15 protein-coding genes and 1 pseudogene are annotated in these 19,883 nt (G+C 42.7%); 9 read left to right on the top strand and 7 right to left on the bottom strand.

Annotated elements, in window-relative coordinates; translation table 11 throughout:
- Nucleotides 1-12 precede the first annotated feature (12 nt).
- Complete coding sequence (locus N4J56_RS19940; protein ID WP_317108026.1) at nucleotides 13-990, top strand: o-succinylbenzoate synthase; 978 nt, start codon at nucleotides 13-15, stop codon at nucleotides 988-990.
- Nucleotides 975-2,498 carry a 2-succinylbenzoate--CoA ligase gene (locus tag N4J56_RS19935; RefSeq protein WP_317108025.1) on the top strand — a complete coding sequence of 508 codons (1,524 nt, stop codon included), beginning with the start codon at nucleotides 975-977 and terminating at the stop codon, nucleotides 2,496-2,498. The genes N4J56_RS19940 and N4J56_RS19935 overlap by 16 nt, the downstream gene beginning before the upstream one ends.
- Here the strand turns inward: N4J56_RS19935 and N4J56_RS19930 are convergent.
- Together N4J56_RS19930 and N4J56_RS19925 are read right to left on the bottom strand one after the other, a co-directional pair.
- A complete protein-coding gene (locus N4J56_RS19930) occupies nucleotides 2,458-2,865 on the bottom strand; it encodes a thioesterase family protein (protein WP_317108024.1) in 408 nt (135 codons plus the stop codon). The two genes, N4J56_RS19935 and N4J56_RS19930, sit on opposite strands and share 41 nt — an antisense overlap.
- 119 nt (nucleotides 2,866-2,984) lie before the next feature.
- Nucleotides 2,985-3,761 carry an ABC transporter permease gene (locus N4J56_RS19925; RefSeq protein ID WP_317108023.1) on the bottom strand — a complete coding sequence of 259 codons (777 nt, stop codon included), beginning with the start codon at nucleotides 3,759-3,761 and terminating at the stop codon, nucleotides 2,985-2,987.
- Nucleotides 3,762-3,784: 23 nt separating this feature from the next.
- Here N4J56_RS19925 and N4J56_RS19920 point away from each other — a divergent pair, with 23 nt between their 5' ends.
- Both N4J56_RS19920 and N4J56_RS19915 read left to right on the top strand, forming a co-directional pair.
- A complete protein-coding gene (locus tag N4J56_RS19920) occupies nucleotides 3,785-5,845 on the top strand; it encodes an FAD-dependent oxidoreductase (RefSeq protein ID WP_317108022.1) in 2,061 nt (686 codons plus the stop codon).
- 71 nt (nucleotides 5,846-5,916) lie between these two features.
- The gene (locus tag N4J56_RS19915) at nucleotides 5,917-6,972 is read left to right on the top strand and encodes an aromatic ring-hydroxylating dioxygenase subunit alpha (protein ID WP_317108021.1); all 1,056 of its coding nucleotides are present in this window, start codon (nucleotides 5,917-5,919) and stop codon (nucleotides 6,970-6,972) included.
- Between the two features lie 58 nt (nucleotides 6,973-7,030).
- Here N4J56_RS19915 and N4J56_RS19910 read toward each other — a convergent pair whose 3' ends face one another.
- Nucleotides 7,031-8,005: a cysteine synthase A gene (locus N4J56_RS19910; RefSeq protein ID WP_317108020.1), complete on the bottom strand. Its 975-nt coding sequence runs from the start codon at nucleotides 8,003-8,005 to the stop codon at nucleotides 7,031-7,033.
- A gap of 232 nt (nucleotides 8,006-8,237) precedes the next feature.
- On the opposite strand from N4J56_RS19910, the gene N4J56_RS19905 reads away from it, so the two are divergent.
- Entirely contained in the window at nucleotides 8,238-8,996 is a 759-nt protein-coding gene (locus N4J56_RS19905; protein WP_039716424.1) for a HEAT repeat domain-containing protein, read from the top strand.
- Between the two features lie 189 nt (nucleotides 8,997-9,185).
- Here the strand turns inward: N4J56_RS19905 and N4J56_RS19900 are convergent, their stop codons facing one another.
- On the bottom strand, nucleotides 9,186-11,435 hold the full coding sequence (locus N4J56_RS19900; protein WP_317108019.1) for a putative bifunctional diguanylate cyclase/phosphodiesterase: 2,250 nt from the start codon (nucleotides 11,433-11,435) through the stop codon (nucleotides 9,186-9,188).
- Nucleotides 11,436-12,036: 601 nt separating this feature from the next.
- The gene (locus N4J56_RS19895; protein ID WP_317108018.1) at nucleotides 12,037-13,530 is read right to left on the bottom strand and encodes a NarK family nitrate/nitrite MFS transporter; all 1,494 of its coding nucleotides are present in this window, start codon (nucleotides 13,528-13,530) and stop codon (nucleotides 12,037-12,039) included.
- Nucleotides 13,531-14,338: 808 nt separating this feature from the next.
- On the opposite strand from N4J56_RS19895, the gene N4J56_RS19890 reads away from it, so the two are divergent.
- Nucleotides 14,339-14,584 (top strand): hypothetical protein, encoded by a 246-nt coding sequence (locus N4J56_RS19890; RefSeq protein ID WP_317108017.1) that lies wholly within the window; start codon nucleotides 14,339-14,341, stop codon nucleotides 14,582-14,584.
- A 149-nt stretch (nucleotides 14,585-14,733) separates the two neighbouring features.
- Here N4J56_RS19890 and N4J56_RS19885 read toward each other — a convergent pair whose 3' ends face one another.
- Entirely contained in the window at nucleotides 14,734-15,372 is a 639-nt protein-coding gene (locus N4J56_RS19885) for a hypothetical protein (protein WP_317108016.1), read from the bottom strand.
- Nucleotides 15,373-16,121: 749 nt separating this feature from the next.
- On the opposite strand from N4J56_RS19885, the gene N4J56_RS19880 reads away from it, so the two are divergent.
- Nucleotides 16,122-17,063 (top strand): tetratricopeptide repeat protein, encoded by a 942-nt coding sequence (locus N4J56_RS19880; RefSeq protein ID WP_317108015.1) that lies wholly within the window; start codon nucleotides 16,122-16,124, stop codon nucleotides 17,061-17,063.
- An 85-nt stretch (nucleotides 17,064-17,148) separates the two neighbouring features.
- Here N4J56_RS19880 and N4J56_RS19875 read toward each other — a convergent pair whose 3' ends face one another.
- A complete protein-coding gene (locus N4J56_RS19875; protein ID WP_317108014.1) occupies nucleotides 17,149-18,000 on the bottom strand; it encodes an ABC transporter ATP-binding protein in 852 nt (283 codons plus the stop codon).
- 182 nt (nucleotides 18,001-18,182) lie between these two features.
- Here N4J56_RS19875 and N4J56_RS19870 point away from each other — a divergent pair, with 182 nt between their 5' ends.
- Nucleotides 18,183-19,448, top strand: a complete 1,266-nt coding sequence (locus N4J56_RS19870; RefSeq protein ID WP_317108013.1) for an OFA family MFS transporter — start codon at nucleotides 18,183-18,185, stop codon at nucleotides 19,446-19,448.
- Between the two features lie 130 nt (nucleotides 19,449-19,578).
- Nucleotides 19,579-19,869: pseudogene (locus N4J56_RS19865) on the top strand (EAL domain-containing protein); the annotation flags it as partial.
- Nucleotides 19,870-19,883 lie beyond the last annotated feature (14 nt).

Genomic DNA, 19,883 nt, shown 5'->3' with positions numbered 1-19,883 from the left:
GACAAATGACAAATGACCAAGCTCAATTTTCGCCCTTATCGACGACGATTTAAACCACCTCTACAAACAAATCATGGCGTTTGGGATGTGCGAGATGGGATTATAATTCGATTGACTAGCGATTCAAATGTGGGATATGGTGAGATTGCGCCTATTAGTTGGTTTGGTTCAGAAACAGTAGAACAAGCTTTAGATTTTTGTCGTCAGTTACCAAAAGAAATTTCAGAGGAAATTATTTTTTCAATTCCCAATCGCTTTCCTGCTTGTCAGTTTGGGTTTGAATCGGCATGGGAAAACTTTAATTGTTGTAGGGGCGTACAGATGTACGCCCCTACAATATCTCTTCCTTACAGTGCCTTACTTCCTGCTGGCAAAGCCGTCTTATCAACTTGGCAAAGTTTAGCAAAAGACGATTACAGCACCTTTAAATGGAAAATTGGAGTTTATCCCATTGCTGAGGAATTGGCTATTTTTCACCACTTAACTGAAGTACTACCAGAGGGAGTAAAACTGCGATTAGATGCCAATGGGGGACTGAGTTATGAAGAGGCAAATTTGTGGCTGTATAACTGCGATAATATTATGGCAGCGGGGACAGGTGTAGAAATTGAATATATCGAACAGCCACTTGGTGTAGAAAAATTAACTGAAATGCAAGAGTTAAGTTATTACTATGCTACCGCGATCGCACTCGATGAATCTGTGGCAAATCTGACTCAATTAGAAACTTGCTATCAGCAGGGATGGCGAGGAATTTTTACGATCAAACCCAGTATTGCTGGTTCGCCAAGTCGTTTGCGAAAGTTCTGTCAAGAACACAAAATTGATGCGGTGTTTTCCTCTGTGTTTGAAACTATTGTAGGTAGACAAGCAGCTTTAAAACTAGCAGCAGAACTATCTATAAATTATCGCGCAGTTGGATTTGGCGTACATCACTGGTTAGAGGAAAATGAACAAACCTGGCTAGAACAATTATGGCAAGCTTGTTAGAAGCTATAAAAGAATCTAGCGATCGCCATTGGTTAATTGGTGGCGATCGCGATGAACTTGTCGAACTAGCAGAGCAATTTTATTTAGAAATTATCGAGCAATCTTCTCAGCATAAATTGCCTAAAATTATTTTAGTTGAAAGTAACCCGATTCGATTTCTCGCTGGATTTATCGCCGCTTGTAGTGTAGATTGTTCTGTATTTCTCTGCAATTCCTTTTGGGGGGAAGGAGAATGGCAGCAAGTTTTTGACATAGTACAACCAGATATGATTTGGGGAGAAGTCAAAAGTCAAAAGTCAAAAGTCAAAATTGAGGAGTCAGGAGCCGTAGGGGCAAGTTTAGCAAACAAGCTGGCAAATGGGGCAATAAACCTCGATCAAAACCCGCTCATACAGGAGTCAGAAGTATTTCACGTACCACGCACCACGCACTCTCCCCTAATTATGATTCCCACAGGTGGATCGTCGGGTGAAATTCGTTTCGCCATTCATACTTGGGATACCTTAAGTGCATCCGTTCGAGGCTTTCAAACATATTTTCAAATTCAGCAAATTAATTCTTTTTGTGTCTTACCTCTATATCATGTTAGTGGTTTGATGCAATTTATGCGATCGCTAACTACTGGTGGTAAATTAGCGATTGTTCCTTTTAAAACTATAGAATCTGGAATTATACCCGATCTCGATCCAGAAGATTTTTTTATTTCTTTGGTTCCAACTCAACTTCAGCGGCTATTACAAACTCCAACTTTAAGCGATTGGTTATCACGATTTCAAATAGTTTTATTAGGTGGTGCATCTGCTTGGCAAGAACTTTTAAATCAAGCTAGAGATTGTGGAATTAGGCTAGCACCTACTTATGGCATGACAGAAACGGCATCGCAAATTGCTACCCTTAGACCAGAAGATTTTCTTCAAGGATATAATAGCTGCGGTCGAGTTTTACCTCACGCTCAAATCAAAATTACTAACTCTAAAAATGAAATATTAAATTCCAATGAAATCGGCACGATTTGCATTCAGGCTAAGTCATTAGCTTTAGGCTACTATCCAGATTTATTGGATCGAGTTGAGATCCAGGTAGACGATTTAGGTTTCATCGACGATCTCGGTTATTTAAATATTGTCGGTCGCAACAGTCATAAAATTATTACAGGAGGCGAAAACGTATATCCCTGTGAAGTTGAAGCCGCGATTAGATCGACTCAATTAGTTGATGATATTGCTGTAATTGGGCTTTGCGATCGCGTTTGGGGAGAAGTCGTCACGGCAATTTACGTTCCTAAATCTCCGACGGTTTCTGCAAGAGAAATTAAAGCCGCGATCGCCAATAGTTTAGCTAAGTTTAAAATACCTAAGTATTGGATTAGCGCTCAAAAGTTACCTCGTAACGCGCAAGGTAAACTCAGCCAAAAACAATTAAAAGCGATCGCGATTTTAACTCAAGAAAATTGCGATCGAGACTTGTCTAATCTAACCATTGCTGAAACCACTGGACAATCTCGCTAGGTAATTGTTGTCTGGTTCTGCTTTCAGGATCGATACAAACGTGTTCTGTCAGGACTTTGGCAACTTCGCGATCGCCTGCGTCAACCATTTTATACGTTACCTCAAAATAATCATCGCCCATATATTTTGGCGTGAGATCGATTAAGATCTTATCGCCACAAAACATCGGACGGAAAAAATCTGCACTAGCATGAACGATCGGAATAGCAACCGAAGATTTACTGAAAAACGCTTGGATGTTAATTCCTGATGCTGCTAAAGATTCTTCGTAAGCTTCATGGCATATAGATAGAACGCTGGCAAAGTAGACAACCCCAGCTGCATCGGTATCCTGAAAGCGAATAGTACGAGTATATGTAAATGTCATTTATCGAGGAATACGTTCACATCTATTTATCTCCGATAGTGCCAGAAATTGTGACCAATTTTTGTTTTTTTCTTAATTTTTAACGCTGTGACAAGGCGATCGAACACTAAAGTATCCAATCACAATCTTCTCTCTACTATCAACATCCGCCGATAAGATAACCACCCCCCCAGTACCATCAATCCCGTGAAGCCAACTAAAAACCAGAAATTTTCACCGATATCAGCAATCTCACTGCCATTAGCAGAAACTTTTAAAAAAGCTGTATTCATGTGATAAATCGGGTTAAACTTGGCAATTTGCTGTAAATTTTTTGGAAACAAAAATGCGGGGATAAAAGCACCGCCTAACATCAACAACGGTACGCCAAAAGCAGCTATTAGAGCATTCACATCCTCCGTACGACGGGCTAATTGCGTGCCTAAAATAAAACCTAAACCTACGTATGCGGCGATACTCAGTAGAATAATTAAGCAGCCTAGAATAACGGAACCATTGAAACTCGCATTAAAAAATAATGAAGAAATCGTATAAATTAGTACAGCTTGTCCTATGCCGATGCAACTGTGAGCGAGAAACATTCCTAAAAAGTAGGAAGTGCCACTTAGAGGAGAGATGAATAGACGTTTGAGAGTTTGTTGTTCTCGTTCGGAAACGATAGTGGCAACCGTACCACCCAAACAGCTAAAAAACAACGCTGCGCCTACTAACGTTAAGGGTGCAGCAATATTAAAAGCTTGGTCTATTGACAGCTTGGCTCGTTCTGCCAAAATAAATCCGTTAAGCAACAATACAGAAACGGGAAAAATACTCCAAAAAATTAGACTGCGACGGCGACGCAGTAGTTCAATTAAGATTCGTTGTGCGACAGCCAGCGTTTCTCGCCAGTATTTCATCGTGATGAGAGTGAGGAGTTAACTTGAATCCATTATCAAACGACGTGCTTTCACAGCCAATTTCTCGACGCACTTTATTTAAGCTATGTGGGATTGGTGCTGTCGGGGGAGTTGTGGGATACACTCGGTTCTCAAAACCACAGCCTACGGTATACCAACCAGATAGATTAGATCTACCGCGATCGCTAACTCAATCGAAAAGCGTAGTCGTCGTCGGTGGAGGATTAGCGGGATTAGCTTGCGCCTACGAACTGAGTCAGCGCGGATTTGCCGTGACGCTATTAGAGCGATCGCCACAACTGGGTGGTAAGATTGCCAGCTGGCAGGTCGAAGCAGCAGGGGAAACTTTTATGATGGAACATGGCTTCCACGGTTTCTTTCCCCAGTACTACAACCTCAAGAGTATCGTGGCAGAACTGGAAATTCAGGATAATTTTCGGTCTTTAAATTCTTACGCCGTCCTTTATCGGGGAGAAAAGTACCAGCCAGAAGTTTTCCGTCCCAGCCACTCAGCTTTTCCGTGGAATATCGTCGATTTAGCGATCGCCTCTCCGAATCGGCTTAAATGGGGCATTAACTTGACAAAATGGGAACACTGGCAGGTGTTTCGGGCAATTACCGGATTTCAAACCCAAAAGACCTTTCAACGTCTAGACCGTCTTTCCGTAGCCGAGTGGGTAGAACGGAGTTTTCCCCAAGGATTATACGATTTATACTTTTTACCCTTCGCCAAATCAAGCTTAAACGCTCCCGATCTCATGAGTGTAGGGGAATTAATGCAATTTTTCCACTTCTATTTTTTTGGCAATCCCGAAGGACTCGCTTTTAACGGGACGCGCTACGACATGGGTACGAGTTTAGTCCAACCAATTGCCCAGGCGATCGAGCAAAATGGTGGCAAGATCGTCACAGGTGCAATCGTCACCGCAATTCAGGCTCAAAATGGCAAGATTTCATCCCTTAGCTATTCTCAGGGAGAAGGGGAGGATACACCGTTTTGGGTATCGGGAGTCGGGAGTCGGGAGTCGGTAGGGGCGGGTTTGGAAACCCGCCCGTACGGGAGTAGGGACGGGTTCACCCAAAATCTCAATTCCCCCGCAGATAAGTCTGGCAAACCCGCCCTTCCAGAGATCGACAGCGGCAAAAACATAGAATATTACGGTGCAGCCGATCGCATGTATGCTGTTTCTCCTGAACGTAAAGAAGCAGTCTCCCTCACTTGCACCCACCAAGGCTGTACGGTACAGCTAGCAGAAGATGGCAAATTTCACTGTCCCTGTCATGGTGCAGTATACGATCGCCAAGGGAAAGTATTGAAAGGACCAGCACAAAAAGATTTACCCCGCTTTCAAATAACGCAACGCCAGGAAGATCGATTGCAGCTGGTATCCAATGTTGTAGAGACGTTACATGTAACGTCTCTAGAACCCCTCAAAGCCGATTACTACGTCTTCGCCACCGACGTACCAGGAGTACAACAATTATTTACCTTAGTCACGGGAGAAGTTAGCCAGCAAGTGCGATCGCAAGTCGAAAAGTTGTCTATAGCCGATCCTTTCGCTGTCTGTCGCTTCTGGTTCGATCGCGATTTTGATTGGCAACACAGCAATTTTACCTCTTTATCTGGCTATCAACTCACCGACAGCATTACGCTTTACCACCGCATTCAGGAACCATATATTGATTGGGCAAATAAAACAGGTGGTAGCGTCGTGGAGTTGCACGCCTATTGTTACAAAGAAAAAGAGTTTCCCAACCAACAAGCTTTATTAACAACATTCGAGCAAGAATTATATGAGATCGTGCCGCAGTTACAGCAAGCAAAAATGTTGCATCGGGAATTAGTCAATCAAAAGAATTTTTCTGGTTATCCACCAAATAGCTATAGCGATCGACCGGAGACAAGTACTGAGATTCCTAATTTAATATTTGCAGGTGATTGGGTCAAAATGCCATTTCCTTGCGGATTGATGGAAAGAGCTGTGAGTAGTGGGTTGCTAGCAGCAAATGAGATTTTACACCGCGAAGGATTGCAAAGGCGATCGCTTTTCTCTGTCAATCCAGAGGGAATGTTGAAGATTTAACCAAAGTAGGGTGCGTTAAATAACACACCCTACAAATTCTCAAATTATTAGATTTAAAAATATAGAAAACTATGCAATCACCCTCGCTAACTTCACAACAGCGCGATATTCGACAAACTGGAATTAACCCGAATCATTGGTATGCAGTCGCCCGTAGTAGTGAAGTGACTACTAATCCTATAGCCGTCACTCTTTGGCATCATGCGATCGCAATTTATCGTGGGCACGATGGGAAAGTCTACGCTTTAGAAGATCGATGTCCGCACCGTCAAGTCAAACTCAGTCACGGACGAGTTGTAGATAACAATTTAGAATGTGCTTACCACGGCTGGCGCATTGGTGGGAATGGTGAATGTGTTGCGGTTCCTTATTTGGCTGCAAATCAAAAACTACCAAATTGCAAAATTCGCTACTATCCAGTAATAGAACAAGATGGTGTTATTTGGTTGTTTCCTGGGAATTCTAATTTAGCTACACAAATCCAACCTTTGGGCTTACCAGAATGGGATCATCTCAATTATATTGCCACTGTTTCAATTATTGAATGTGCCGCTCACTATTCTTATTTAATTGAAAACTTGATGGATATGTACCACGGGCATTTGCATCAAAATTGGCAAGCTTGGGCAGATCCAATATTGCAAGATATCTATGAAGATGAAAAACGAGTTGACGCACATTATCAAGCACAAAGCTATTATAAAATTGATAAAATATGGTCGATATCGCAATTATTTTTTCCTGCGTTACGTAAGCTTCATTCAGAGCCTTTGGACGTGAGTTATATTTATCCTAATTGGGTATCTACATTAGGAAATGATTTTAAAATCTATTGTTTATTTAGTCCAATTAACGAACTTAAAACTCGCGCCTATTTAATTCATTTTACTTCTCTTAATGCTTTCTGGCGCTTGCATAAATTACCCGTATCCTTTCGGAGATTCGTCAAGAATAGTTTATTTGGCTCGGCACAGAAATTATTAGATGGATTAGTCCTTCAAGATGTCCAAATGATTGAAGAAGAACAGCAAGCCTATCTCGCCCATCCAGAACAAAAAAATCATGAATTAAACCGCGCTGTAGTGAGCGTTCAAAAGTTGATTAGAAGTCAAGCTAATCTCTCATAGCCCCCCTTAAAAAGGGGGGTTGGGGGGATCTTCCGAAACACAGCTTGAGTGAAAAGATCTAAGCTGGCAACAATCCTTTTTCTGCTAACCAGGCACGATTAAACAACCGCGATTGATAGCGCGTACCGCTATCGCACAGAATTGTCACAATTGTATGACCTGGACCTAACTGCTTAGCTAATTCTATCGCCGCACCGACATTAATACCTGTAGAACCGCCGAGAAATAATCCTTCTTCTTGCAACAGACGGTAAACAATTTTTACTGCTACATCGTCAGTCACGCGAATTGCATCGTCAATCGGTACGCCTTCCATATTCGCAGTCACGCGACTATTGCCAATACCTTCTGTAATTGAGCTTCCTTCACTTTTGGTTTCACCTGTTTTGATATAACTGTAAAGCGCACTACCCATCGGATCGGCTAAAACTGTCTTAATGGCAGGATTTTTTTCTTTCAGGTACATAGCTACCCCCGCTAGCGTACCCCCCGTTCCCGTAGAAGTTACCCAAACATCAACTTTGCCATCGGTTTGTTCCCAAATTTCTTTACCTGTAGTTTCGTAGTGCGCCCTTCTGTTGGCTAAGTTATCAAACTGATTTGCCCAAATTGCGTTTTCCATCTCCTCGGCAATTCTACCGGAAAGCCGGACGTAGTTATTCGGGTCTTTGTATGGCACGGCTGGTACAGGACGTACTTCAGCCCCCAACAGCCTCAGTGCGTCCATTTTTTCTTGCGACTGAGTATCGGGAATGACGATCAGACATTTGTAACCCTTAGCATTGCAAATATGGGCGAGTCCGATGCCAGTATTTCCCGCTGTCCCTTCTACTACCGTACCCCCAGGTTTGAGAATGCCTTTTTCTTCCGCATCCTTAATAATGTAAAGTGCCGCGCGGTCTTTCACCGAACCCCCGGGGTTGAGAAACTCTGCCTTACCAAGAATTTCACACCCAGTTTCTTCACTGAAGCGGTTAAGCCGGATCAGGGGTGTATTGCCTACAGTACCGACAAACCCGTTTTTGATATCCATTCCTAAACTACCGTTAATTATCGTCTATAAAAATTCTGACTTATTGCGGTAGATGGTAGGGTGTATTGTTGCGATCTTCAGATGGCAGACGCAAGTGCGATCGCAGATAAAAACATAAAGGAGTTAGCCGTAGGGTGTCGAGCAGAGTAAAATCATTGTAGCTAACTTATATATTCCACGCAGACGCAGCCACATCAATTGATGGCAAAAGAACGCGGTGAACGGATCGCTCATGTATGACGAAGACGACCTCAGCATATTAGATGAAGCAGTACAGCTAGATAGTCCCCTAGATCATCTGGGTGCTTTAACTGCTGATGCTGAAATTGCCAAACCTAACCCAGAGGAAATGCTTGCCTTACTAGAAAATCCTCAAACTCAGCAGAGGATGTTGGCAGCGCGTGCTTTCTGCGAAATTGAAGATGAGCGGGCAACGCCCCATTTAATTCGCTTATTAACAGATGCTTGTCCTTTAGTCAGAGTTAGTGCAGCCTATGCGATCGGACGCAACCCCAGCCCAGAAGCGGTAGAGGCACTAATTCAACAATTAAATCGAGACTGGAACGGTTACGTGCGTAAGGGAGTTGTCTGGGCATTAGGCAACTGTCGCGATCGCCGTTCCCTCAAACCTTTAGCAGAAGCTTTGAGAACCGATATCCCCGCCGTGCGGCTGTGGGCTGCTAGCGCTCTAGCACAAATGGCAGAAATCGGTTATGAAGCAGTAGTCGGAGCCATGCCACCCCTGATTGAAGCTTTGGTACAAGACCCCGTAGCAGCAGTCAGGAGTAATTGCGCTTGGTCGGTAGGTCAATTATGTCGCGAACTCCCTTCTAACGTCGTCTATGCTACGGCAGTCGATGCATTAATCCAAGCTTTTGCCGAAGATGAAGATTTAGGCGTAAAAGAAGATGCTAGAGCCGCCATTCTCGGTGTCGGCGATCCGCGAGGACTGCAACTGATCGAGACCTTGGAACAGGAAGGATGGTTTTAATCAGGAGTGAGGAGTGAGGGGCGAGGAGTGAGGGTTTTATTCAGAAATGAGAGAAATTCTCCTCAACCAGTCACCAGAAGCTAAAAGTAGTCAAAAATTACTGCTAAAATCCTTTCGTATAAAGCCCCCTGCACTTCATAATACTTGCTCATCTTCCCGCACTCCTCACTCCTCACTCCTCGCCCCTATTCAAGATAAGCTAGGAACATAACAATCGCGACCGGAGGCGATGAGATTCTTGGCAGCATCGCGATTGAGTGGTTTGGAGAATAAGTAGCCTTGAGCGAAGTGTTCTTGCCCAGAGGTAGGTTGGAGAGAACAGAGTTGAGCGAGTTGAGATGCGGTTTCTACTCCTTCGGCGACGACATCAATTTTCAAGCTATCGGCTAGGGAAACGATCGCCCGAATAATTTCTAATCGCTCGGAACTAGTGTCTATATCTTGAATGAAGGAGCGATCGATTTTCAAAAAATTGATGGGAAAGCGACTTAAATACGATAAAGAAGAATAACCAGTGCCAAAATCATCGATGGAAACTTGAATGCCCAATTCTTGCAACTGAATCAATTTGGCTTTAGCAGATGCTAAATCTTCGACAATCGTGCTTTCAGTAATTTCTAGCTTTAAAGAATGTGGGTCAAAACGAGTTTCTGCTAAGATTTGGCGAATTTTCTCGACTAAATCGACTTGGGCAAATTGCTTGCCAGAAATATTGACGCTGACTGATAGGGGTGGATGGGAAGGAAATTCTTCATGCCAAGCACGCATTTGAGTGCAGGCTTCTTGTAACACCCACATGCCTAATGGCAAAATCAGTCCTGTTTCTTCCGCAACACCAATAAATTCTATCGGCGGAATCAAGCCTTTCTCGGGATGCTGCCAGCGCACTAAGGCTTCAAATCCAGTAATTTGGTTGTTATGTAGTGCGACGATCGGCTGGTAGTGGAGTTGAAATTCTTGGTTGATAATTGCCTTGCGCAAGTCGGTTTCTAGGTGCAACATGGCGACAGCGCGATCGCGCATGGTAATATCAAATATCTCATAACACCCACGTCCCCGTTCTTTTGCCCGATACATGGCTATATCTGCATCTCGTAACAGGTCTTCAGCACAGTCATAGTTAGCCGTATCGATTAACACGCCAATACTTGCATTAGCGTAGATTTCTTGTTCGCTGAGGTGGAAGGGTAACTTAAATTCTTGCTGTATCCGTTCGACGAGGTGAATAATGTCGCCTTTGTTGTCAACATCTTCGATCAGAATGGCAAATTCATCCCCGCCTAAACGTGCCAATGTATCGCTGCTGCGGATACATGCTTTGAGTCTTTGAGCAATACCAATTAATAGGCGATCGCCTACCAAATGTCCCAAGCTATCGTTGATCGTTTTAAACCGATCGAGATCGACGAATAGCACGGCAAAAGAGAAAATGTTGTGACGTTTCGCCAGTTGCAAGACATATTCCAAGCGCTCTTGAAATAAAATTCTGTTGGATAAGCCCGTGAGTCGATCGTGTAAGGCATCATGACTTAACTGAGCTTCGGCACGATGGCGATCGGTAATATCAGTTTGAGAACCAGCCATGCGGTAAGCTTGTCCTTCCTCGTTCCTGACTGCCAAACCGCGACTTAGTACCCAGCGATATGTTCCATCTTTATGTAAAATCCGGTGTTCCCGTTCAAAATGGCTAGTCGTACCATCTAAATGCTTGGACAACTCAAGTTGAAATTGCGCTTTGTCATCGGGATGAATCCGAGCGCGCCACTCATCTAAAGTACTAGCAATCTCGTCATCTGCGTAGCCTAGCATTGCTTTCCAGCGCTGAGAAAAGTAAATTTCATGATTTTCGAGGTTCCAGTCCCACAACCCTTCATTTGCCCCTTGCATGACTAAATCGTATCGTTCTGAGGCGTTAAGAAATAGGTTTTCTGCTTGTTGGCGCACTGCGTCAATTGCGGCAACTTGCGGTAACGTCGTCCAATAGGCGATCGCCACACTGACGAAAGCTAACGATACTAATAAAAGTAGAAAAATTACACTGTTGTTGGCAATATATTTAATACTTAAGAGTTGTCGAAAACACCAACCAACTGCCGTAGCACCACAGACTAATAAAACTAAAATACTGAACTGAAGTAAAGCAAAATCTCGTAACGGGCGATCGCTTTTTGTTCGATAGCGCTCGATCCACCATTGAGAACGAAAAAACGTCCAGGGAATGTAATTTATCACCTGAGATACAGTTAAAATGACTAGGAAAAATAGCAAGCCAATCGTCAAATTTTGCCAATTCCAAGTTCTACTACCAAAAATTGTTACGGTTGCTTCCAGTAAAAAAAAGACGAGCAACCACCACGCCCAGCGAACTACCGATCTCTCGAAATTCGCTCGCCATCCGAGATGAAATCTCATAATCGACATCAGATATCCTGTAGGCATAATGGTGGTGGCAGCCCTAGTGCGCTCGCTGGCTTTAAATACTTAATAGTCATCTCAAAACTGAGTGACGTTGAATAAATTTCTCTTTTACAACATCAGGTGTTAGCTATGCGTGGATCGGTACTTTCTGGCTAAAATTATCAATACATTTATCAAAAGAGATTTAATATTTTTTTTAAAGCAACGATAAAACTTGCACTGAATTTATAATAACTTTATCCCTATACTGGTTGTACAGAAAATTGAATAGACATGACATGAGTGAAACTACAGTTTTTTATTCGTGCAGCAATAGACTCCAATCTAGCCGATCGCAGTAATTTCGCTGAATTATGTTGCTAGTGTGAAGAAATAGCTGACTATAGACGAGAATATACGGAGATACTTTGTAATTTTCTCATAGAGAAATTTCAGATCTCCCGCAATCTTACTTGGATGTAGGAGTGGGCGATCGCGCAATTATGAAAAATACTAAAAATATTAAAATAAATCTTAAAATGATTGCGTTTTTGTCAGCAGATTGAAAAATTGTCAGGTACATATCTATGTATCCTGACAATTACATTATGAGAACATATCGTGTATCGTGGCGATCGCCTACCTATTTTGTTATCGATACTTTGGTGGCGATCGCTTCTGGAACATCTTCCGTACTATGAGAACCTGTTGGTTCTTTAAGGCAGAAAGCACACAAACTAGTCACAATTAAACCCACTACTCCTAACATCTGGAAGAAAACGCGATCGCCTGTTGGATCGTTAGGCAAGAGACTATAAATAGTGAGAAAAGCAACTGCACCAACGTTACCATAAGCTCCCACGTTGCCAGCAATTTGTCCGGTGACGCGACGCTTGATTAAAGGTACGATCGCGTAAGTTGCCCCTTCTGCTGCCATAACAAAGAACGAAGCAAGCGCTGTCATGATTGCGACTACTGGTAGCGGAATATTTCCCCCTAAACTACTAAAGATTAGATAGCCAATTCCCATCCCAGCCAGCGTTACAACTAGCGTCCACTTACGACTGTTCACCTTGTCAGAAATCAATCCTCCACCAGGGCGGGCAAACAGATTCATAAATGCATATATTCCAGCAACTGCCCCTGCTATGGTTGCATTTAAGCCAAAGCCGCGTTGGAAAAATGTCGGCAACATGGAAACGACTGCTAATTCCGAACCGAAACAGGCAACGTAAGCTAACTCTAAACTGGCAACTTGTGAAAATTGATAGCGATCTTCTGGGGGATAGCGTTTTTCACCCTGCATCAACTGCTTATTTGCTTGCCAAATATTGTAAGACTGAAATAAATACAGGCACAGAAGCAGAAACCAAATGACATACATTGTTGTGGCGTTGAAAAATTTAACTTGATTTAAACGCCAAGCAAGTACGCCCAAAATGCCGACTAAAGGCACGTTCATCAGTAATAAAAACCAGAAGTCTTTCTTAGTAGTGACTTCCATTCCGGCGCTACTCGCCGGACGTTCGTAAACTTTACCTGGTGGTGTATCTTGGACGTTGAAAAAATACAAGATGCCATAGGTTGCCGCAATAATTCCTGTCAATGCGATCGCTAAGCGCCAGTTAATTTGTCCTGCGGCAAGAAAAGCTGTTGCTGCGGCAATGGAAGGTAAAGTGAAAGCAGCACCCGCAGAACCAAAGTTCCCCCAGCCACCATAAATTCCTTCTGCCAAGCCAATTTCTTTGGGAGGAAACCACTCAGCTACCATGCGAATCCCAACGACAAATCCACAACCGACAATACTCAAAGCTAAGCGGCTGTAAACCAATTGGCTGAAATTTTGGGCAAAGGCACATGCTAAACACGGAATTGCTGCATAAATTAGCAAACAAGAATAGGTGATTCGAGGTCCAAATCGATCTAATATCATCCCTACAATAATTCGTGCTGGTACTGTTAAAGCTACGTTACAAAGGGCGATCGTTCTCAATTGGGCTTCGCTTAAGCCGAGTTCTGCTTTGACTGTTGGCGCGAAAGGGGCAAAGTTAAACCAGACGACAAACGTAAGAAAAAATGCCAGCCATGTTAAATGTAGAATGCGATAGCGTCCGCTGAATGACCATATACCAGCCATCTCAAATTCTCCCGTAACAACAGTTATCAGTTATCAGTTATCAGTTATCAGTCATCAGTTATCAGTAACCAATAACTAATTGATCGCTACTTATTAAGGCGGGATTGTGTTTTGAATTTAGTTGTTTGTGTCTGACATCATTACTATTTTCAGTTTTTTCTAGTTATTGACTTGTTCTAAGTTATAAAAGCTTTAACACGTTATTAGTATAAAATACTACGGTTTGCTAATATTTATTGACGTAATTATTCAATTTTTGCAATTGCTACTGCATCGGTATATCATTTATTTTTATTGTTATTATTTCTTGACATATAAACTTAAGTTTCGCTGATGACTTTTAATTCTTAAACGTTCATTTATTGCGAGCAATCCAGGATTTTTATTCAATTTCAATGCTTGAAGTTCTTTTGTAACAAGATTTCTGGGAGTTTGACAAGCTTATTTTTTATTCAATTAGGGCAGATTTTAATTTAGATATAGCTACCAATGAGTTTTGAATAATTATTTTTTAGATATGAATCTATTCCTGATTGCGTAGTTATCAATATCTCTTTTGATAGGTGAATTTAAATAGAAAGTTACTCTGACCTACGGTCATCCAAATATGCTCGATCGCTTAAAGGCAGCGATCGCAACTATCCGGTGTAAGCAGACAGGAGTAAAAGAGAGGACTGAGAGTCTCAGAGGAGAATACGCTGGCTTTGTAAATTTTTCTAAAATAAATCAAATTTTGTATTTTTAGATACAGAAAATAATTGTAATATTTAAATGAAAACAAACTTTTTTATGAATCTAGTATTTAGCAATGCATACAAAAAGTAGATTAAGTCGGGAAGAAAGACTGAATCGGATAGCTATAGCTCAAGAGTGGATGGTAGAACTGCCCCATCCTCATCCAGTCAAGCTAGTGCTACTGGTGGTTTTATGTTCTTTTGCGGTAGGGCTGCTACCAGTCGCCTATACTTTATCTACAGGAAAAGCGATCGTTACCAACCCGGCGAACGCATCTGGAGAAGCAGGAATGTGGGGTGTTTTGGGAGAGAAACAATAGTTCCTAAATTAGGAAGTACATAGTATTGACAAACAAAAATCAAAAATAAAAAGTACCCACTCTCAGGTACTTTTTATAGATGTAAACTAGGCTATTGATGCAAATTGTTTACCTAGTTCGGTATGTCAAAAACTACTATGCAGTTCTGATTAAGTATAGTTTCCGTTAGTACGAGGTTTACGCGCACCAGCCGCAGCACCAACCAGAGATGCAATTAAACCTAGCAAGGAACCAAACACAAACCACCACAAGCCTCTTGCCGTTGCATTAGCAGCTTCTTTTGCTTGTTCGGCAGTTAGGTTCCCACCTTGTGGTAAGTTGACTCCTTGTTGAACTTGGTTAGATATCGTCCCAGCAGCATTTGCAGCCGCATTGGTAGCAAGACCAAAAGCACCAGTAACTCCACTTGCCAACAACCAAGAGCTAAGTGCGAGAGTTGTTGCCCAGAGAATTGCACCATTTAGTAGTGCTGTAGAGCGATTCATCGGTCCGCAAGCGCGGGCTGTAAACCAACCGCCTGTGAGCAGAGAAATTAACAAACCGATAGCCGACCAGATACCAACATTTCCTGCAACGTTAGGGGCGTTGGTTCTAGGCGCACCCGAACCAGCTACCGTGTCTGCTCCAATTGCACCAAATAATGCACTTAAGATCAATTGAGTTGCTAATGTGACAACTAATCCTGATAGAATTGGACCCCAGCGAACGCGATCATGATAATCTGTGACTCTAGCTGTAACCGCTGGTTCGGTCATGACTTCATTTACTGGTCGATTGACATATGACATAGCTATTAACTCCTTTGTTCTTTTTGTACTTTTGTAAGATTTTTTTTAGCTAATTCACCCTGAGCTTAATTTAGATTAAATTAGCAAATTACCTATCTATCAGTAGAAATAGTTGAGGTATCTATCTTTAGAAGTAAAAACAAGTCATAAACTTTGAGAAAAGAGAACTTTTGATAATTGTTGAAACTGTCGCTAGCTTTACTAGATTTTCTGAGCTAACAAGCAAGAAGAATTAATACTGTTTTTCTAGATATGTGCTTGGCTAATTTCTCTATAGCTGCTGTCGTCAAAGAAAGGATTGAAGGGAACGCCAGCGCTACGAAAACACATCTTAGCGTATAGCTCCAATAGTTTGCCTGCTGATAGAGAAATTAGCAGTAGTTACTCAATGTACTGGAGGGTTATGCGAGCCGAGCTATGTATATAGAAATACTTTTTGACTTAGTGTGGGTCATTTCTTTTGTAACGAAGCTTAAAGTATTTGTCAATATTGCAAAAAAGGTGTGCTAATTAGATAGAGCAAAATTCATAGCTGGCAACAGCAAAGATTTCAGTAAGCCAAAAGCTGTAGGGGTAAGGTTACCCAAAATCTCCCTTGGAGACAGAACTATTTAACGAACCTGCCCGTACAAAAGTCAAAATGTTTACTCGTAAAAGCAACAGCTATTTTAGCTGTTACAATGTGCTGGCTGAAAATCCGATCGCTGATAAACCTAGCAAAATTGACTGAATACCCTAGTAGATTAACCGTGTCAAAACTAACTTTATTCGGAATTAATTTATTGTTACTAGCTGGATTGACTGCCATTGCTCCAGCGCCAACTACGGCAAAAACAACGATCGCCCAAAAAAGCCCAAAAGCTGCCCTTCCCAGCAGCCCTGTCAAAAAACGCAAACTGCTGGAGAAGTTGTTGCAAGAAGGGCAAAGATTGATGGATACAGGCAAACTACCAGCCGCGATCGCTAAATATCAACAAGCGGCTAAAATATCTCCCAAAAATGCCCGCATCTACTCTACTATGGGTTACATTCAAGCATTACAAAAAAACTATTCTGCTGCTGTTGTCTCCTATCGTCGCGCGATCGCGGTTGCTCCCAATCATGCCGATTTTCATTATGCTTTAGGCTATTGTCTAGGGCAATTGCGGGATAATGCTGGAGCTGCATCTGCTTACCGTCGCACGATCGAACTCGATCGCAATAACTTAAATGCCTATTTAGGATTAGGCGTGATTTCCTTCCGTCTGCGAGACTACGACGGTGCAGCCGAAGCATATCAACAAGTTTTAAACCGTGACTCTAATAATGCCTATGCGAACGAGTTAATGGGTTTGCTACTGCTAGAACAAGGAGAATATGATGCAGCGGGTGCTGCACTGCAAAAAGCAGTAACGCAAGCACCTAATAACCCAAAACTGCTGCAAGCTCTTGCCAAAGTCTGGATTGCTCAAGGCAATACACCAGCAGCGCTCATGACTTTCAGACAGATTGCTCAACTTGAACCTCAAGACGCTAGAGTATATTTGCAGATTGGCGATTTACTCAAGCAGCAAAACGACCTGAATGGCGCTCTTGCAGCCTACCGACAAGCCTTGTCGATTAGACCAAATTTACCAGTAGCGCAAAAGGCAATTCGAGAAATCCTCATGACTTTACCAGCTACTAATCGTGGTACGGAACCGCAGCTTTGACGGAAAGTCAAAATTCAAAAGTCAAAAGTCAAAATTTAGGAGCCAGGAGTCACTACTCCCTGCTCGTGCGCTTCCTGCTCCCCGTCTAATCCAGCCTTCTTCCAGTGAGTTCGACGAAGATATCTTCGAGGTTGGAGGGTCGCGCCATCATTCCGGTTTTGTTTGGTTGTTGGTTAATAAAGGTGTTGGCATCTTCTAGGGTGGGGAAGAATAGATATTCCCAGCGTTCTCCCACTTGTTTCATTACCAAACCTTCACCGTGTTGCGATCGCAGTTGTGATAGAGTACCCAAGGAGATTAGCTTGCCAGCGTCCATAATGCCGATGCGATCGCATAAGTACTCGACTTCCTCCATATAATGGGTTGTCAGCAGCATTGTCATGCCTTGCTTATTCAGATCGAGAATAATTTCCCACAAGCGCCGTCTGGTTTGCGGGTCTAGTCCTACAGTCGGCTCGTCTAAAAATAAAATCTGCGGCTGATGCAATAAAGCTCTGGCAATTTGCAAGCGCCGCTTCATTCCTCCCGATAGAGTTTTTACCAAACTATCGCGGCGGTCTGCTAGCTCGACATATTCCAGCCATTGAGTGATTCGCTGCTGGCGCTGAGGATTGGGAATGTGATGCAATCGCCCGTGTAGTTCCATATTTTCCCACGCGGAAAGATCGCCATCAACGCTGATTTGCTGCAAGACTATGCCAATGTACTGCTTTACCATTGTGGGTTGACGCACGATATCAAATCCCGCTACTTTAACTTGACCTTTGCTTGGTTTGGTCAGCGTTGTTAACATCCGAATTGTGGTTGATTTACCAGCGCCGTTGGGTCCGAGTAAACCAAAGATCTCACCTGGTTGGATCGTAAATGAAAGGTCGTTGACAACTGGAACGTTGTTGTATGACTTGTAGACGTTTTGCAGCGAGACAGCAGCCGACATGAATTGTTGCAATAAGTTAAGTTAATCCTTTCCTAAAGTAGCACTGCTAGAAATCTTTGCCCTCTCTCTTGCAGCGAAACCAAGGTTTTCCTTTTAATTTTGTGAACCTACGTAAGATTTTGTTGACTTTGTTTGATATAGATAAATATTAAAGATTCACCATTCAACATAAACAAAAAGCTATGGATACCATCAAGCTATTTGGTATGCCTGCACAACGGGGTAGATGGCTGCTAATCCCCCTAGGAATTGTCGTACTGCTCTGCCTGGGTACAGTTTATTCTTGGAGTATTTTCAGAAAACCTTTAGAAAAGTTGCTCAATATTGGTGCAACAGAAAGTTTATTGCCGTTTACGGTGCTTTTAGTCGTTTTTGCACTGTTAATGCCGATCGCCGGCTTTTTAATCGATCGCTTTGGTTCTCGTGTTGTCACCGCTGTTGGTGGTGTAGTGATGGGAGTTGGTTATATTCTCACTAGCTTTGCTACCAACGAGCCAATGCTTGTCTTTGCCTACGGGTTAGTGGCTGGTGCGGGAATTGGAATTGCTTATGGAGTCCCGTTAGCTGTCTCGGCTAAGTGGTTTCCCGATAAAAAAGGAATAGCTGTAGGCTTGACGGTGATTGGGTTTGGACTATCGCCGTTAATTACCGCACCTTTAGCTAAAAATTTAATCGATGCTTACGGGGTGCGGCAAACTTTTACGATTTTAGGCATTGCCTTTAGTGTTATTGTGGTTGCGATCGCCACGCAATTAAAAATGCCTCCTCCAGAATGGCAACCTATAACAGGAAGCACAGCACCAGCAGCAAGGATAACTACAGCTAGAACCACCACAGAGAAAATCTGGCAAACTCAAAGCTTTTACGGGTTGTGGATTTGCTATACGATTGGAACGTTTGTAGGGTTATCGGCTATTGGCATTTCGAGTCCTGTAGCGCAAGAAATTATCAAACTCGACTCCACCACCGCAGCGATGACTGTCTCGCTATTTGCCATCTTTAACGGACTGGGACGACCTTTATTTGGCTGGGTGACAGATAGATTCAATCCTAAAATAGCCGCGATCGCAGTTTACGCGATCGTTCTAATGGCTTCAATTTTGATGCTGAATGCGCGTACTGGCGATACATTTACATATATTCTGGCTTTTGCCTTATTCTGGCTGTCTTTAGGTGGATGGCTGGCGATCGCGCCGATAGCAACTTTGACTCTATTTAGATCGGAAAACTACGCCAAAAACTACGGAATTGTCTTTACTGCCTATGGTGTCGGCGCATTCTTCGGCACAATTATTGCTGGCAGAATTCGAGATATTTTCGGCAGCTATACTTATGCCTTTTATCCAATGGCAGGTTTAGCGCTCGCGGGGACGATTGTTGCTGTATTTTTCTTGAAGCGTCTGCCTGCTATGCCTGAAATCTTAGAAGAACCTGTTGCTAGAAGCTAGTGCTATGCTTAGCTGACGAAACTTATTTTGTCAAATTGAATACGCTTGTATCGACGCTAAGGTAAAGCTTTTACCTTAGCGTTTTTGGTAGTAGCTGTCACCTTCCTTAAGATAGGTATTTTCATCTTTAAGTTATTTACATCGCCTACGTCTCGATACCTTAAAAATCGATCGCTCCTTCGTGCGCGATGTCGATCGCAGTGTCGAACAAATTGAAATTATCCGTACCATCATTGCCCTAGCTTGGAACTTGGGTATGGATGTCGTTGCCGAAGGCATAGAGACAAAAAAACAACTCTTCCAACTGCGATCGCTCAAATGTGAATACGGACAAGGTTATCTATTTGCTAAACCTTTAGATCGAGCCGCGATCGAAACCCTACTCTCCCAAGATCTGCCACTACAATACTTAAGTCAGTGAACAGTTATCAGTTA

Origin of the sequence: Chroococcidiopsis sp. SAG 2025, from assembly GCF_032860985.1 — a bacterium.
Lineage (GTDB): Bacteria > Cyanobacteriota > Cyanobacteriia > Cyanobacteriales > Chroococcidiopsidaceae > Chroococcidiopsis.
Note: the sequence above shows the minus strand (reverse complement) of the source record. Positions and strands in the feature narration are given on the sequence as shown.